Origin of the sequence: Bifidobacterium saguini DSM 23967 (genome assembly GCF_000741715.1) — a bacterium.
Taxonomy (GTDB): domain Bacteria; phylum Actinomycetota; class Actinomycetes; order Actinomycetales; family Bifidobacteriaceae; genus Bifidobacterium; species Bifidobacterium saguini.
In genome coordinates this window covers 261,748-275,309 of sequence record NZ_JGZN01000003.1, presented here as the reverse complement: position 1 = coordinate 275,309, position 13,562 = coordinate 261,748, and the positions used below count along the sequence as shown (strand labels likewise).

Annotated in this window: 13 protein-coding genes; 3 read left to right on the top strand and 10 right to left on the bottom strand. The window is 56.5% G+C overall.

The genetic code is table 11. The features are described from left to right. Nucleotide 1: 1 nt before the first annotated feature. The 6 genes from carA to BISA_RS01175 form a co-directional block, all read right to left on the bottom strand. Nucleotides 2–1,219 (bottom strand): glutamine-hydrolyzing carbamoyl-phosphate synthase small subunit, encoded by a 1,218-nt coding sequence (gene carA, locus BISA_RS01200; RefSeq protein ID WP_051917273.1) that lies wholly within the window; start codon nucleotides 1,217–1,219, stop codon nucleotides 2–4. Between the two features lie 235 nt (nucleotides 1,220–1,454). Beyond that, nucleotides 1,455–1,934: a transcription antitermination factor NusB gene (gene nusB, locus BISA_RS01195; protein ID WP_051917259.1), complete on the bottom strand. Its 480-nt coding sequence runs from the start codon at nucleotides 1,932–1,934 to the stop codon at nucleotides 1,455–1,457. Between the two features lie 33 nt (nucleotides 1,935–1,967). Then, nucleotides 1,968–2,531 (bottom strand): elongation factor P, encoded by a 564-nt coding sequence (efp, locus tag BISA_RS01190; protein ID WP_033889801.1) that lies wholly within the window; start codon nucleotides 2,529–2,531, stop codon nucleotides 1,968–1,970. A gap of 209 nt (nucleotides 2,532–2,740) precedes the next feature. Next, complete coding sequence (locus BISA_RS01185) at nucleotides 2,741–3,463, bottom strand: L,D-transpeptidase (RefSeq protein ID WP_081889952.1); 723 nt, start codon at nucleotides 3,461–3,463, stop codon at nucleotides 2,741–2,743. Nucleotides 3,464–3,754: 291 nt separating this feature from the next. Beyond that, nucleotides 3,755–6,256: an ABC transporter permease gene (locus tag BISA_RS01180; RefSeq protein ID WP_033889684.1), complete on the bottom strand. Its 2,502-nt coding sequence runs from the start codon at nucleotides 6,254–6,256 to the stop codon at nucleotides 3,755–3,757. A 19-nt stretch (nucleotides 6,257–6,275) separates the two neighbouring features. Continuing rightward, nucleotides 6,276–6,977: an ABC transporter ATP-binding protein gene (locus BISA_RS01175; RefSeq protein ID WP_033889683.1), complete on the bottom strand. Its 702-nt coding sequence runs from the start codon at nucleotides 6,975–6,977 to the stop codon at nucleotides 6,276–6,278. A gap of 291 nt (nucleotides 6,978–7,268) precedes the next feature. On the opposite strand from BISA_RS01175, the gene BISA_RS12440 reads away from it, so the two are divergent. Further along, on the top strand, nucleotides 7,269–7,877 hold the full coding sequence (locus tag BISA_RS12440; protein ID WP_152597166.1) for a TetR/AcrR family transcriptional regulator: 609 nt from the start codon (nucleotides 7,269–7,271) through the stop codon (nucleotides 7,875–7,877). On the opposite strand, the gene BISA_RS01165 is transcribed toward BISA_RS12440, so the two are convergent. The 4 genes from BISA_RS01165 to BISA_RS01150 form a co-directional block, all read right to left on the bottom strand. After that, nucleotides 7,837–9,216 carry a DHA2 family efflux MFS transporter permease subunit gene (locus tag BISA_RS01165; RefSeq protein WP_033889681.1) on the bottom strand — a complete coding sequence of 460 codons (1,380 nt, stop codon included), beginning with the start codon at nucleotides 9,214–9,216 and terminating at the stop codon, nucleotides 7,837–7,839. The genes BISA_RS12440 and BISA_RS01165 overlap by 41 nt on opposite strands. A gap of 85 nt (nucleotides 9,217–9,301) precedes the next feature. Beyond that, a complete protein-coding gene (locus tag BISA_RS01160; protein ID WP_156099580.1) occupies nucleotides 9,302–9,826 on the bottom strand; it encodes a hypothetical protein in 525 nt (174 codons plus the stop codon). An 88-nt stretch (nucleotides 9,827–9,914) separates the two neighbouring features. After that, nucleotides 9,915–11,000 (bottom strand): HAMP domain-containing sensor histidine kinase, encoded by a 1,086-nt coding sequence (locus BISA_RS01155; RefSeq protein ID WP_033889680.1) that lies wholly within the window; start codon nucleotides 10,998–11,000, stop codon nucleotides 9,915–9,917. After that, a complete protein-coding gene (locus tag BISA_RS01150; RefSeq protein WP_033889679.1) occupies nucleotides 10,997–11,668 on the bottom strand; it encodes a response regulator transcription factor in 672 nt (223 codons plus the stop codon). The genes BISA_RS01155 and BISA_RS01150 overlap by 4 nt, the downstream gene beginning before the upstream one ends. A gap of 124 nt (nucleotides 11,669–11,792) precedes the next feature. Between BISA_RS01150 and BISA_RS01145 the strand changes: the two genes are divergently transcribed. Both BISA_RS01145 and BISA_RS01140 read left to right on the top strand, forming a co-directional pair. Then, nucleotides 11,793–12,656, top strand: a complete 864-nt coding sequence (locus BISA_RS01145) for a LysR family transcriptional regulator (protein ID WP_033889678.1) — start codon at nucleotides 11,793–11,795, stop codon at nucleotides 12,654–12,656. Nucleotides 12,657–12,907: 251 nt separating this feature from the next. Further along, on the top strand, nucleotides 12,908–13,477 hold the full coding sequence (locus tag BISA_RS01140; protein ID WP_033889677.1) for a sugar O-acetyltransferase: 570 nt from the start codon (nucleotides 12,908–12,910) through the stop codon (nucleotides 13,475–13,477). Nucleotides 13,478–13,562 lie beyond the last annotated feature (85 nt).

Sequence of the window (13,562 nt, the reverse complement as noted above, 5' to 3'; positions counted from 1 at the left end):
ATCACTTACCTTCCTTGATGTTGGCGTTGTTGGCGCGAGCGTCGCGCGGGTTGTTCTTCATCAGTTCGCAGAAACGGTCGAACAGGTAGGCCGCATCGTGCGGGCCTGCTGCGGCCTCCGGGTGGTACTGCACGGAGAATGCGGGGATGTCCACGCACTGCAGGCCTTCGACCACGTCATCGTTCAAATCGATGTGGGAGACGAACACCTTGCCATATTTGCCGTTTTCAAACGGGGCGTCCACAGTCTTGCCGATCGGCGCATCGACTGCGAAGCCGTGGTTATGGGCGGTGACTTCCACCTTGCCGGTGGTCACATCCTTGACCGGCTGGTTGATGCCTCGGTGGCCGAACTTCAGCTTGTAGGTGCCGAAGCCAAGGGAACGGCCCAGCAGCTGATTGCCGAAGCAAATACCGAAGAACGGGTATCCGGCGTCCAAGACCTTGCGCAGCAGTTCGATTTCCGGACCGGCCTGCTCCGGGTCACCCGGGCCATTGGAGAAGAAGACACCATCTGGGTTCAGGGCTTCAATCTGCTCGAACGTGGTGGTGGACGGCACCACATGCACGCGGCAGCCACGCTCAGCCATACGGTGCGGGGTCATGCCCTTGATACCGAGGTCAACTGCAGCCACGGTGTACAGCGGCTCCTTGCCTTCATATTCACCGCACGGCTCGATGGTGTACATCTCCTTGGTGGAGACTTCATCGTACAGGCTCAGGCCCTGCATCTGCGGCGTGTTCTTCACGTCCTGAAGCATGCTGTCGATATCACGCAGCTTGCCGTTTTCCGGATTAAGCAGAGCATCACCGGAGAAGATGCCGGCACGCATCACACCAGCGGAGCGCAGATGGCGCACGAGCTTGCGGGTATCGATGTGGCTCAGGGAGACGATGCCGTTCTTCTTCAAGTCGTCATCCAAGCTGCCTTCGGCACGCCAATTGCTGACGTTCGGGGAAGGATCACGCACCACATAGCCGGCGACCCAAATGCGGGAGGATTCAGGATCCTCGCTGTTCACACCGGTATCACCGATGTGTGGGAAGGTCTGCACCACGATCTGGCGATCGTAGCTCGGATCGGTGAGCGTTTCCTGGTATCCGGTCATGCCGGTGGCGAAGACGATCTCACCGGTCGTCTTGCCCAGGGCGCCATATGGCTCTCCCACATACACCTGTCCGTCTTCCAAAACGAGGACTGCATCGTCCTTGTCATACATCGGAATAGCGATGGTTCCGGACTCGTTCTGGCTCACCAAAACCCCCTTATGCTGTTTCGGGTATTCGTACCAAGGTTAACGGCCAGCTAAGACTCACACGCCGCCTGAGCGAAATGCAGCGCACAAACCATGCCTCGCTGGCGGAGGCAACCGGTTATACCGGCTCACATGGTGCAAGCGAAGTGTCACTTGCCCATGAAAAAGCCTCCCCACAATGGGGAGGCTTAATCAATAACTATTCTTCCGTCTGCTGATCATCAGCGGACGGAACTGCAGAATCAACGGCATCGGTGGAATCTTCTGTTGCCGGTTCAGCATCCTTCGCATTGCACACAGCGGAAAGCAAACCGTGAATGAACGCCGGAGCATCGTCATCGCACAAGGTCTTGGCCAATGCCAATGCCTCATCGATGGCTACCTTGCCCGGCACCTCATCATTAAACAGAATCTCCCAAGTGGCGATACGCAGAATGTTGCGATCGACCACACCCATGCGCCTGACCTTCCAGCCCGTGGAGCAATCATCCAGGGTGCGGTCGATTTGGCGACGATGTTCTGCCACGCCACGAACAATTTCAATGGCGTAGTCAGGAAGCGGGGTCTGAGCGCCCGGGTGAGCGATACGCTCATCGAGCAGAGACAGGATATCCTGGCTCTTTTCATCTGCCTCATACAGGGTGTTCAGAGCCCTCTTGCGCGCGGTAGAACGTGCCATACTGCTGCTAATCCTCCAGTGTTGTGGAAAGAATCAGTTCTCGCGGCCGGTGTAGGAGCCGTCTTCGGTGTTGATCTTGACGCGATCGCCTTCGTTGATGAACAGCGGCACCTGAATCTCGGCGCCGGTCTCAACGGTAGCCGGCTTGGTGCCAGCGTTGGAGCGGTTGCCCTGCAGGCCCGGCTCAGTGTGGGTGATGGTCAGAACCACGGAACCCGGCAGATCAACGTTCAGCGGGGTGCCGTCGTGGAAGGAAACCAGGCAGTCGGTGCCTTCGAGCAGGAACTTGGCCTTGTCGCCCACGAGGGTCTTCGGAACCATGATCTGATCGTAGGTGGTCATGTCCATGAACACGAAGTTGTCGCCATCCTCGTAGGAGTACTGGAGGGTACGGTTGTCCACGGTCTCGAATTCCATCTTCATGCCAGCGTTGAAGGTCTTGTCAACGATCTTGCCGGAAAGCACGTTCTTGATGGTGGTGCGCACGAAAGCGGGGCCCTTGCCCGGCTTGACGTGCTGGAACTTCATGACGGTCCACAGCTGGCCGTCCAGGTTCAGGACGGAACCGTTCTTGATGTCATTGGTAGTCTGTGCCACGTTATTCACCTGTTTTCAAATCAAACTTCTAGGGCAATGCCCAAAAATTGCCTCGGCAATTATGCCACAACGGGTATACAGCGCACCCATCGGGGTTGCGCATGCATGCCGGCACATGAGTGCTTGAGCCGCTTTGCAGCCGCAACATTTCAGTCGCTGCACACAATTGCCATACCATCATATGTACGGCGTGTAGTCGTTACAGGGTGTCACGCAATAGTAACCGGCGTACCTTCGGGAATCTGGTTATAGAACCATTGAGCATCGGCCACGGTCAGTCGAACACAGCCATGCGAAGCCGGCTGACCAAGCTTTTCGCCTTCGCTGGCAATGTAATCACCAGCCTCAGGCCCTGTGGGCACCGAATGGAACAGGTAGCTGCCTCGGAATCGCACCCAATAATCAGCTCCCATGCCTTCGGAAGCATTGTAGAAATGCGTGCCGCGCTGTTGAATCACATAATTGCCTCGTGGCGTGGCGTCATTCATGCCACTGCTGGCAATCATCGTATATATGGTTTCCCCATTGGATTTCACATACACTTTTTGCTCGGCAAGGTTCACGTCCACGCTCAAGTTGGAGTACTGCGACAGGTCCGGCTGACTGCCCGTGGGATTGGTCCACCGAGCTCGCGCCGCCTCCTGATCGCGTTGCTCCTGAATAGCCTGATTAGGCTGTGGAACATTGTCGCGCTCCACGACGGGGTCAATCGTGGAGAAAGGTGTTTGCGCCACGGTTTGCGCCGCGATATCAGACTGATTTCGGGGTGCGGTTCCTCGAGACCATCCACCCATTGCAGCATGCGCACTCAGGCCGGCCAAAAGAAGAACCAGTACTGCACACACGGCAACCACAGCACGACGCCTGGCATAAACACGTCTCATACGAACCTGTTCGTCGGCGCTTAACCGCCCATGACGCCCTGCAGCCATGATTGCCAATCCTTTACGATCTCTTCAATCCCGCTTGACCATTATAAGTCTCGCGCCCAATGCGGAGACAATACGCCCCGCGCCTCTCCCCCTCCGCCAACACCCCGCACCAACGCTTCCGCTGGTTTTCCCCTTCAGCATCCGTACGTTCGCGCAATTCACGGGTGCCGCGCGAACATACAAACGATTTTGCCGCTGAAATCCTTTGTAAGTTCGCACACCATCCGTCAATTGCGCAAACTTACAAAGGAATACGAGCGGATTAGCCGCCCAATCGGCAGGCAAGCTACATCACTCCGGGCTTTTTAGGGCGCCGACCATGTCGATACGGTCGAGAGAGCGGTTGGTGGCGAGACTCACCAGCAGCGTGAAGGCGAGTGCCAGCGCAGCCGCGCCCGCGTAGCAGAACCAGAGCACGTTCGGCACGATGTTCATGCCCGGCAGATCCAACTGGCTCACCAGGAAGCCAAGCAGTCCGCGTCCACACGGCATACCGATCGCAATGCCGATGACGCTCAGCAGCAACATTTCCTTATTGACATACCCATGCACCTCGCGCTTGCGGAAGCCGAGCACCTTGATAGTGGCCAGCTCGCGCTCGCGCTCGGAAATGTTCGTACTGGCCAGCGTGTAGAGCACCACCACAGCCAGGATTGCAGCCATGATCACGATGAAGCCGATCATTACGAAGAACAACTGGAAGCTCTTCGAGAAATCACGCTCCTGTTTGGCGGAACTCGTCACCGACAGGTATTCGCTCTGCTCGGCCAAATCATCCGCGAAAGCGATTTGGGCATCATCGTCGCCTCGCACATTGATGAAGTCAGCATTTGGCGCATAATCCGCATCAAACAGCTGCTCATATGTGGACTGAGACATGACTACCAGATTGCCGGTGTAGTACTGGGCAACTTCGTGCACGGTGGCATCGGTAGTGTTGGCCATCTGGTCGGTGAGGTTCACGGTGGAGCCGGAGGTAAGCGCCAGCTTGCGCGCCGCATTGGCAGTGACGACGATATCGCCATCCGCAAACTTCAGCTCGATGGGTGAGCCGTCCGACGTTTGCAGATTGATGTAGCCGTCCGTTGATTTGCCGTCCGGAATGACCATCAGCTGCGCAGCGAGTTTCGCATCGTCCGTGGTATCAGAGCCGGGCTGTTGTACCGGTGCAAGCGTGACGCTGCCAAGTTGCAGAGGCAAGGTGGATTTCACTTCGGAATCATTATCCAGCGCGCTCTGAGCCTTGTCATGATTAGCGGCAGAAGTCACAGCCATCACATCGTAGGGCGCAATCTCGCTGTGCTGGCGCGGCATCAGCGTCAAGGCCGAGCTGCCCATGCCGAATCCGGCAGTCATCAACGCCGTGCAGCCGAGCACGCCGATGATGACCATCAACGCACGCGACTTGTACCGGAACAGGTTGCGCGCGGTCACCTTGCCGAGGAAGCTCAAATGATTCCAGATGAATCCGATACGCTGCAGAAAAATGGTTTTACCAGCCTTGGGTGCCTTGGGGCGCATGAGTTCGGCCGGCTCCAACCTGAGCGAGCCAGCACAAGCAATCATGGCAGCGCCGGTAATGATGACCACGAACAGCAGTACGCCACCGAGTGCAAGTCGCCAGTCAGCCAGCAGCGGATAACTCGGCAGCACATACATATCAGTAATGACTTTTCGAGTGAACATGAACGGCAGGCCAATCAAGCCCAATACATCGCCGAGCAGTCCGCCGAACAGGCATGCAGCACCCGAATACACCAAGTACTTAAGCATGATTTCGTGACGCGTATAGCCGAGCGCTTTATAGGTGCCGATGAGTCCGCGATCCTCCTCTACCATGCGCGTGATGGCGGTGAGGCTTACCAGCAGTGCGATGATGAGGAACAGCACCGGGAACATCGTACCCAGGCGCGCGATCATTTCGGTTTGGGTTTTCACATCCTCGTAGCTGGTCACGGCGCTGCGGTCGCGAATAATCCACTTGGCTTGATGCACGGCGTCGGTGCGCGCTTGCTCACGGGTCGTTTGGATGTCTTCGATGTTGGCGACCGCATCATCAACGGCATTGAGATAGTCGTCATCATAGGTGTTCAGGGCCTTCGCTCCAAGCACTGTAATAACCACTGACGTATATGGAGCGTCAACGGTACGCAACGAGTCTTCGGCAACGAACATCGAGTAGACGGTTTTCGCACCGGAAACCAAGGCCAGCGGACCGGTCGGGTTCACGATATCATTCGGGTCGATCACTGTGCCGACGATGGTGTACTTACCGTCTGCAAACGTACCTTCCGAATCACCCGCAGCACTTCCGGCAGTGCCGGAATCATCAGGCTTGAAGGTCAGGGTATCACCCAGCGATTTGCCACTATCATTCAGGTACTGCTCGGTTACTGCGATTTCGTGGGTCGATTTCGGCAGCCTGCCATCCTTGAGATATGGCTGTTCGACGCCTTGATTGTTTAAGGTGGTGACGGTTGCTGAAGATTGCTTGCCGTCGATGGCCGTGGTCACGCTGGCTGAGTGTTCGCCAGCGACCTTGGCAACACCATCGACCTGTTTAAGCGCGGCAATATCGTCATCATCAAAGCCGAGAGTGGAGATGATGGAGACGTCGTGCATGGCTGTATTGTCGAAGAATTCATCCATGCCACCGCGAATATCCCGAGCTATGGTGTTGAGCCCGCCGAGCATCATCACGCCGACCGCTACGATCACGAGCATGGCGGCGAAGCGTTTGCCGTTGCCGGCGATGGCGCGCCACGCGTCTTTCCAGAGTGCTGTTTTCTTCATGAGTGTTTCCGCCGCTCCCCTACCATTCGATATCCGCGATAGGCGTGGGGTTCGGATTGCGCGTGATCTCGGTGACTTTGCCGGAGCGGAAACGAATCAGACGGTCGCCCATTGGAGCGAGCGCTGAGTTGTGAGTCACCAGTGCCACGGTAATGCCATGCTGTCGGCAGGAATCCTGCAGGAGTTGGAGCACTTCTTTGCCGGTGTTGTAGTCGAGTGCACCGGTTGGTTCGTCGCACAGAAGCAGTTTCGGATTCTTGGCAAGGGCGCGTGCGATGGAAACACGCTGTTGTTCGCCACCGGAAAGCTGCGCAGGGAAGTTGGCGAGACGGTCGCCGAGTCCGACTTTATCGAGAGTTTCGCGAGCGTCGAGCGCATTCGGGCAGATCTGCGAGGCGAGTTCCACGTTCTCAAGAGCGGTTAGATTGGGTACGAGATTGTAGAACTGGAAGACGAAACCCACATCGAATCTGCGGTAGTCGGTGAGCTGGGATTCGTTGGCTTTGGTGATGTCTTTGCCATCGATGATTACCGAGCCTGAGGTGGCGCGATCCATGCCGCCCAGAATGTTCAACGTGGTGGATTTGCCGGCACCGGAAGCGCCGAGAATCACAGCAAGTTCACCTTGTTCGATATCGAAATTGGCATGGTTCAGCGCCAGCACTGCGGATTCACCGCTGCCGTACTGCCGCACTACATCATGGAATTCAAGGAAAGCCACGGTATCGTAAGTCCTCTCTTGCGATGACTGTATTCGATCATTGAACCTACCGCTCTCTGGTTCCTCTGGTCAGAAGAACTGTCAGCTGCAGCTGGCTTGAGAGCAGACGTAGGCTGGATGCTGTTGGCACCACGCATCGCACTTCAAGAAATACATCACCCTGTTGGGTAATAAAATCCACGTAATTCAGCATTATGTTGGGTTTCCGCTTCAAAACCGCAGTATTCTGCGAAAAACACGATACGATGTTGAGTTATTGATTGACGTCAAACAGCAGTACGAAGGGCATATATGGCACGACCGAAGACAGGCGAGCAGAGTGCACCCGAAAGAATGCAGGATGCATTCTGGCAACTGCTGGAGCAAAAACCGTATGCGCAAATCACCATCAGCGATGTCACGCGATTGAGCGGCTTGAACCGCAGCGCGTTCTACTACCATTACGGCAACATTCCCGAACTTGCCGACGATGCCATCGCGTCAATCTATGGAGATCCCGATATCACCGCGTTCATCGCGCATATCATTCGGCAAGATGAAGGTATTGATGCGATCTGTGACTATGCCATCGCCAGCATAGCCACACCACAGCGTGTTGCCAGCATTCGGAAGCTGGCACTTATCGCCGGCCCACATGGCTCTACAGGACTGGTCAATCAGCTGAAAAGCCATGTCATCGAAATATGGCTGGCAACGCTCGGCTGCGATTCAGAGGCACTCAATCCAGGTCAGCGCATTGTGCTGGAATTCGCATCCAGCGGCATGCTTGGCATCCTCGCACAGGCGCCAGCGGTATTCACCCCGGAAAATATCACATGGCTGAGCCGCTCCATATTGCCGGATACCATCGCGCAGCTCATCAATTCACTGAAGAGCGATAGCAGCACGCCACAGCCATGATGAGGCCCACTACGGCCACACCAACCATTGACCAGAAGGCGACGGAAACACCACTCGGATTATTGCCGCACGCAACCATCACCGCCACGAATACTGCGGAGCCGAGCGCACCGGCAATCGTACGCAATGAAGTCAACAACGCGCTGGCATCGCTGGCATACCTGCGCTCCACCGACGCCAAACCCCAGGTAGCGGCCGGCATCATCACCATTGCCACGGCCACCGAACGCACGGCGAACACCACGGCAATCCACCAAATCGGCGTTGAGGAAGTCAGGAATCCAAACGGAATCATCGTAACGGCCAGCAAAGCCATGCCGCCGATAGCCAGCGGGCGAATACCGAATCGGTCAAACACTCGCCCGGTAACAGGCGAAGAGACCGCCATCACCAGCGAGCCGGGCAGCATGGCGAGCGCCGACATTGTCACCGTGGCACCGTTCATCTGCTGCATGTAAATCGGCAGAATTGTAGAGCCGGCGATAAGCACCGCGTACAGGAACATACTGAGCAGCACCGCCACAGTGAAGTCTCGTGTGGCGAAAATACGCAGTTGCAGCAGCGGATGATCAATCTTGAATTGGCGAGCAACAAACACGGCGAGGCAGATGGCGCCCACAGCAAGTGCCCCGAAAACCTGCCAGCTGAATGCAGGAGCCACGCCAAGATTACTGAAACCGAGCTGCAGCCCGACGAAGCCGAAGGCCGCAAGAATGAATGAGAGCATATCGAGATGTGCGCTGGCCGATGTGGTGAGCACATTGCGCATCACCGGAAACGCAATCACCAACACAAGCGCTGAAATACCGCCTGCCACCCAGAAGATAGACTGCCATCCCCAGTGGTCGACCATGATGCCGGAAATCGTCGGCGCAATCACCGGCGCCGCGGAAACAGCAAGCCCGTAGAACCCCATTGCCGTACCCACGCCGGATTCAGCGTACAGCGCGAGGATAATCACCTGCGTCATGGATAGGGAGATGCCCGAACCGAATGCTTGAACAATGCGCGCCGCCATCAGTAAAGGGAAACTCTGCGAGACGGCCGCCAGCAACAGGCCACCGGCGAACAATGCAAGACCAGTCAAAAACAGTGGCTTAGTGTTGAAGCGTTTCATCATGAACGCGGTAGCCGGAATAATCACGCCCATCGCCAATGAGAAACCACTGGTCAGCCAATTGCCGAGCACTGCGGAAATATTGAGGCTTGTCATGATGGCCGGTAGCGCGGTGGTCAGTGATGTTTGCGCGAAGGCGCCGGCGATGCACGCGGCCAGCAGTACTGCGAAAATCGCCGTGCGTTGCTTATCGGTTATTATCGTCTGCTTCTTCCCCGTCATATTGTGTCCTACTATCCCCTTTTCAGCACTATGAACCACGCACGTTTCACAACAGCGCAACATACCTCAATCACTCGAACAATAATCATGCAAGCAGTTCACTCGCTTTACGGCATACATCGTCGTTGAGATCGTACAGATGCTCAATGGTCTGCGCGTTGCGGCGGCTGGATGATGCGGCAATGGCACGGCATACCGGGTATGCGGCAATCCAGCAAGCGAAGCCGGGAATGGCGAGAACGATCATCAGCGCGATCATGGCGGCCAAATAGGCGAACGTTGCGCCGGCAAGGAATGCGCAGCCGACGAGCCCCAAGCTCAGCCCGGCGATACGACCATTGCGTACCGGAGCGGCATCCAAGTCGGCGATTTGCGCGGATTGCGCTTCAAAACGTCGCTGCAGGCGCACGAGTGCGGTTTTGTTATCGATGGCGCGTGGACGGCGGAACTGCAGTGTGCGTGAGGATGCATCCTGCAGTTCCCAGCCAAAGGCGCGGTAGCCGTCGGCAAGCATGGCGCTGCGGGCGGGTGCGGTGGCGACGGTCAGATATTCATAACCAACGTAGTCGTTGGCGGATTTGCTGGTGGGCTGGTTGACTGCGGTCATCATCGGCTCCTTGACTCATGTTCGTTTGGCTGATGATGCCTACCGTATGAGCGTTATGTTGGCCGACTGTTGAAGAATTGTTGGTCTTGTATTAAAAACCGGCCGCGGCAGGCAAAGTGACAGTGACGGTAGTGCCTGAACCCTGACTGCTGCGCACACTAATCGTTCCGTGGCTCAGATCAATCGCACGCTTGACCATTGCCATGCCCAAACCGTTGCCTTCAGCAGCATGCGCAGTCGCGCCCTGATAGAACTTGTCGAATATGCGAGCGGCTTCGGTCTCGCTCATGCCGCAGCCGTCATCGATGATTTCTACCGTGATTTCGCTCGATGTTGAGGTTTGGCACAGTTTCACATGTCCACCCGGTTCGGTGTATTTCAATGCATTGCCGAGCACGTTGCTCCAGATGAGGCTCACAATGCCAGGGTCGGCATGCACGGTGGCGTGATCCTCCACATCAAGTTCCAAGGCAACACCTTTGGCATCAAATAGATCGTACAGCGCCAATGCCGCATCGGTAAGTTGGCTCGCAACATCGTAGTCAGCGGCTTGCGCCACGATGCTCTGGCTTTCGAGCTTATTGAGCTTCAATGTGTTCGTGACCAATGTGTTCAGCCGTGTGGAAGCATCGACGATGGTGCGCACATAAGCCTTACGACGCTCATCGCTGATGGTGTCACGCTCCAGCGCCTTGGCATGCGTGGTGATGATGGCGAGTGGGTTCTTGATTTCATGGCTCACATTGGATACGAAATCATTCTTCATCGTCTCAATGCTGCCTAATTCAGCCACCATCGTGTTGAAATCAGCGAACATCTGATCCGTGGAATTCCATTGCCGGGTGCCCTCCACATGCCGAGGCGCCACATATACGGAGAAGTCGCCCTGAGCCACGCGACCGGCAGCCTCGCCCAAATCACGCATCGGCCGTTCCAACCGCTCATTAATCTGCCGGCCGATCAGCGCCGCAAATACTATGGCCAGCAGCAGCCAATATGCAAGAATCACTACGGCAAGATACCAACGGTTGGCTTCCGGCAGCCATCGCGGAAGCCAGACAATCAGACTCGTCTGGCCAGCTGCAGCCAAAACGAAGACCAGAAACGACCACAGCACCACGCGGACGGACACTGCGCCCAGAGCCAGCTTTTTGCCTTCGCTCAACAGTCTGCTCATCTTGGCACCGCCTTGTATCCGAGGCCACGCACGGTGACAATATCAAAATCTTTGCAATCGGCAAGCTTCTGCCGCAGCTTGGTAATGTACACATCCACAGCCCTGAGGCTCCCCGCATCGGCAGAATCCCAAAACTCCTCCATGAGCTGAGCACGGGAGAACACCTGCTTCGGGTAACTCAGCAAGCGGTACAGAATATTGAATTCGCGCATGGTCAGCGCAATCTCCTGGCCTTGCAGCGTTGCGGTCATCTGATCGGAGTCCATAACGAATGCTCCGATAGTCAGCCGCTTATCTTCGGCAATGCGCGCACGCCGCAGCAACGCTTCGATACGCAGCACCAACTCGTCCAAATCAACCGGCTTGACCATGTAATCGTCAACACCGGCGCGGAATCCTCGACGTTTCGACATGATGTCGTCGCGCGCGGTCATGAAGATGATGGGAATGTTCGGGTCGATTGCGCGGATGCGCTCGGTCAGCTCATAGCCGTCGACGCCGGGCATCATGATGTCGGAAACCACCAGATCGTAGAGGGTACCATGCATAGCGTCGAACGCTCGGTTTGCGTTAAGGCAGCCGGTCACTTCATAGCCGGCGTCGCGCAGGGTATCGCAGGTGATGTCGTTGAGTGCCTGCTCATCTTCCACAACCAAAACTCTGGTCATATGCCCTCCCCTGCCCAGACACTTAGGATCCGCCGCAGCGACGATGTGTCAGCGCATTCTTCTGACAGAAAAGTTTAACCATTTACAATGGATGCGTCGAATCTGCCGGAAAGGAGCGGAAGTTATGGAATTGCGCGTGCTCAGGTATTTTCTGGCAGTGGCCGAAGAAGGCAATATTACGTGGGCGGCACAACTGCTGCGCATCTCCCAACCAACACTTTCCCGGCAGTTGAAGCAGTTGGAAGAGGAGCTTGGCGTCACTCTATTCGAACGCGGCAGTCACACCATCACACTGACCGAAGAAGGCCGACTGTTGCGCGATCGCGCGCAAACCATTGTCTCTTTGGCGGACAAGGCGGAATTTGAGCTCAAGCAGTCCAGCTATGAATTAAGCGGCGATATTATGGCCGGCTGCGGCGAAGTGCGCGCTATGACATTCCTCGCCGACCGTATGGCCGCGTTCCGCACGTTGCATCCCGGCGTGCGCTTCCATGTGGTCAGCACCACTGCGGATGTGATTCAAGATCAGCTTGAACAGGGATTGCTGGATTTCGGACTGCTCGCCGACCCGGTGGATACCAGTCGCTACGAGTTTTTGCGCACCAATATCACCGAGCATTGGTGCACGATGATTCCGAACGGCCATCCACTTGAGACCCATGATCATCTTTCCCCCGCCGATCTGGCCAATGAAGCGCTGCTCCTGCCCTCGCGTGAACCGGTGCGCCGTGTGGTGCTGAACTGGTTCGGACCTTACGCCCCGCATCTCAACATCGCAGGCACCTGTAATCTGCCGGCGAACGGCGCGGCAATGGCGGCCAGTGGGCTCGGACTGTACCTGTGTCTTGACCACGGCACCACGTATCCGGGCGTGCGCGGAATACGTCTTGCGCCACCATTGGAAAGCAGCTCGGTGCTGGTATGGAAAAAGCAAGGAACCATTTCCCCAGCAGCTGCCGCATTCGCCAAGTTCCTGCAGACCATGTGATTGCTTTCCGAGTCCCCTGTGAGTTTGGGTCCCTCTGGTGAGGGAGCTGTCCATATTTGCATGACTGAAACCCATACATACTTGGCTCCCTCTGGTGAGGGAGCTGTCAGCCATCGGCTGACTGAGGGAGAGCAGCAAAAACAGTACAGTATGTTCATGCCCCGACGGCATGCAAGCGCATAAACCATAGGTATTAGACAGCACCAACCCTGCGCGGTTCAATGATGGCAGAACACGACCAAGGAGCCATCATGACCACCACAGCAGCCGACATTCTCGAGCGCGACCGCACCGGAAAACCAGTCAACCCATGCGATCCCGGCTATTGCGCCATCGCCACCATCATCAACGAGACCAAGCGGCTCTGCGCCGAGCTCAACACCGGCTACCACGAGCCGCAGGAGGCGCACACCCTGTTCGAACGCATCGTCGGCCATCCGGTTGACCCAACATTCCGCTTCAATCCGCCGTTCTACACGGATTTCGGGCATAACATCGAAATCGGCCGAGGCGTATTCATCAACTGGGGTTGCACCCTGATGGACCGCGGCGGCATTACCATCGGCGACGGCACGTTCATCGGACCGAACGTGCAGCTCATCACCATCAACCACAGCAAAAACCCGATGGACCGCGCCACCACCACAAGTCTTCCCATCATCATCGGCAAACATGTATGGATTGGCGCGGGCGCCATCGTACTGCAGAACGTGATCATCGGCGACGGCGCCATTGTGGGCGCGGGCGCGATTGTCACTCACGACGTGCCCGCGGGCAGCATCGTGGCCGGCAATCCCGCCCGCGAAATCGGACACATCTGAGTACAGCTCTTTGCCGCGCTAGGAAAACGCCGTATCACCACCATGCGCATCGACCAGCATCATGCCTCAATGACATCAATCAACA